This is a genomic window from Streptosporangium canum (assembly GCF_900113865.1).
Taxonomy (GTDB): domain Bacteria; phylum Actinomycetota; class Actinomycetes; order Streptosporangiales; family Streptosporangiaceae; genus Streptosporangium; species Streptosporangium canum.
In genome coordinates this window covers 1-1,919 of the sequence record NZ_FOQY01000081.1, presented here as the reverse complement: position 1 = coordinate 1,919, position 1,919 = coordinate 1, and the positions used below count along the sequence as shown (strand labels likewise).

General features: G+C 70.2%; 1 protein-coding gene and 2 pseudogenes. 2 read left to right on the top strand and 1 reads right to left on the bottom strand.

All coding sequences use genetic code 11. The features are described 5' to 3' along the window. Positions 1-457: pseudogene (locus BM085_RS42485) on the bottom strand (phospholipid carrier-dependent glycosyltransferase); the annotation flags it as partial. A 135-nt stretch (positions 458-592) separates the two neighbouring features. On the opposite strand from BM085_RS42485, the gene rsmI reads away from it, so the two are divergent. Beyond that, complete coding sequence (gene rsmI / locus BM085_RS42480) at positions 593-1,426, top strand: 16S rRNA (cytidine(1402)-2'-O)-methyltransferase (protein ID WP_245790022.1); 834 nt, start codon at positions 593-595, stop codon at positions 1,424-1,426. Positions 1,427-1,546: 120 nt separating this feature from the next. Beyond that, positions 1,547-1,919 (top strand): annotated as a pseudogene (locus BM085_RS42475) (phospholipid carrier-dependent glycosyltransferase); the annotation flags it as partial.

Here is a 1,919-nt window from a genome sequence, read left to right as displayed (position 1 = left end):
CCCCGACCAGCGCCCCGGCGAACCGCCAGCCGAACGGGGTCATGCCGAACAGCTGCTCGCCCACACCGATCATCCACTTGCCCAGCGGCGGATGGACCACGTAGGAGGCGCACTTGTCGATCTCGGCCGGCGCGCACTGCTGCCAGATCTCCGTGCTCTTCTGCATCAGGAGCTTGTCGGCGTCCTTGAGCGCGTTCCGCTCGGCGCCGAAGTTGATCAGCGCCCATGCGTCCTTGGCGTAGTACGTCTCGTCGAACATGACCGCGTTCGGACGCCCGAGGTTGGTGAAGCGCAGGATCGCCCCGAACGCCGCCACCAGCAGCGGCCCCAGCCAGCCCCAGAGGGCGCTGCCGCGCATCGGCGGCACCAGCCGGTCTCGCACGGAGCTCGCCGATTCGCCGTCCGGCGGGGGCTCCGGCTGCTCGGACGCCTGGTTGGTGAAGTCGGTCACGGCCACCCGGACATCGTACGGGGCCCTCCAACCGGGCACCCCAAGAAACACCGCCTACGTGCCTAATTAGGGAACTTCTCCCCGCGATGAAACCCCCCTTGGGGCGGGATCTCATCGGCGATGGGGGAGGATGGCACCGTGATGGACAACGGCAGGCTGGTGCTGGCGGGGGCTCCGATCGGGCAGGTGGGGGACGCCTCGCCCCGGTTGCGTGCGGCGTTGGAGACCGCCGACGTGGTCGCGGCCGAGGACACCCGCCGCCTGCGCCGGCTGGCCGGCGAGCTGGGCGCGGAGATCAGGGGCAGGGTCGTCTCCTACTACGACGCCAACGAGGCCGGCCGGGCGGCCGAGCTCCTGCAGGCCCTCCAGGACGGCAGGACCGTTCTGATCATCACCGACGCGGGCATGCCCGGCGTCTCCGACCCCGGCTACCGCCTGACCCATCTGGCCGTGGAGGCCGGGATCACGGTCACCTCGCTGCCCGGCCCGTCCGCGGTCACCACCGCGCTGGCCGTCTCCGGCCTGCCAAGTGACCGTTTCTGCTTCGAGGGTTTCCTGCCGCGCAAGCCCGGTGAGCGTGCCCGCAGGCTGGACGCCCTGGCCGGGGAGGAGCGCACGATGGTGTTCTTCGAGGCGCCGCACCGGCTGCAGGCCGGGCTGGCGGCGATGGCCGAGGCGCTCGGCGCCGACCGCCCCGCGGCGGTCTGCCGGGAGCTCACCAAGACCTACGAGGAGGTACGGCGGGGCGGCCTGGGCGAGCTGGCCGAATGGGCGGCCAAGGGTGTCAAGGGGGAGATCACCGTGGTCGTCGCCGGGCACGTCCCGGAGAACCTGCCGCCGGTCATCGAGGACCTGGTCGCCGAGGTCGCCCGCCGCGCGGAGACGGGGGTGCCCAGGAAGCAGGCGATCGTCGACGTCGCCAAGGCGGCGGGAATCCCCAAGCGCGATCTCTACGACGCGGTCCATCGCGGCTGAGCTCCCGGAGGCGGAGAACGCGAAAGATCCAAAAGTGATCTGTATTGTGCGCCCCATCAGGGCTGGATTGTCCCCATAATTTCCCGAATGGGATCAACGCGGAATCGGCTGTTGCCGCCTATGCCGGGAAATGTCCTATGGGGCTGGCTGGGTCCACTGCTGGTCGCCGGGTTCGGGGCGATCCTGCGGTTCGCCGGCCTGGGACGCCCGCACGCGGTCGTGTTCGACGAGACGTTCTACGTCAAGGACGCGTTCGCGCTGATCACCTACGGTGTGGAACGTGCCTCGCTCGGCACGGTGGAGAACCCGATCGCCGACCGGATGCTCATCGCCGGCGACACCGACATCTGGGTCAGGTGCCCCCAGCCCGAGGCCGATCCCTGCCCGCTGTACGTCGCCCATCCGCCGCTGGGCAAGTGGATGATCGGTGTGGGCGAGCAGCTGTTCGGCATGACCCCGTTCGGCTGGCGGTTCGCCGGGGCGCTGGTCGGGG

Excerpts from the sequence above, each read along its gene's own strand:
- rsmI (WP_245790022.1), top strand. The coding sequence starts at position 593 with ATGGACAACGGCAGGCTGGTGCTGGCGGGGGCTCCGATCGGGCAGGTG.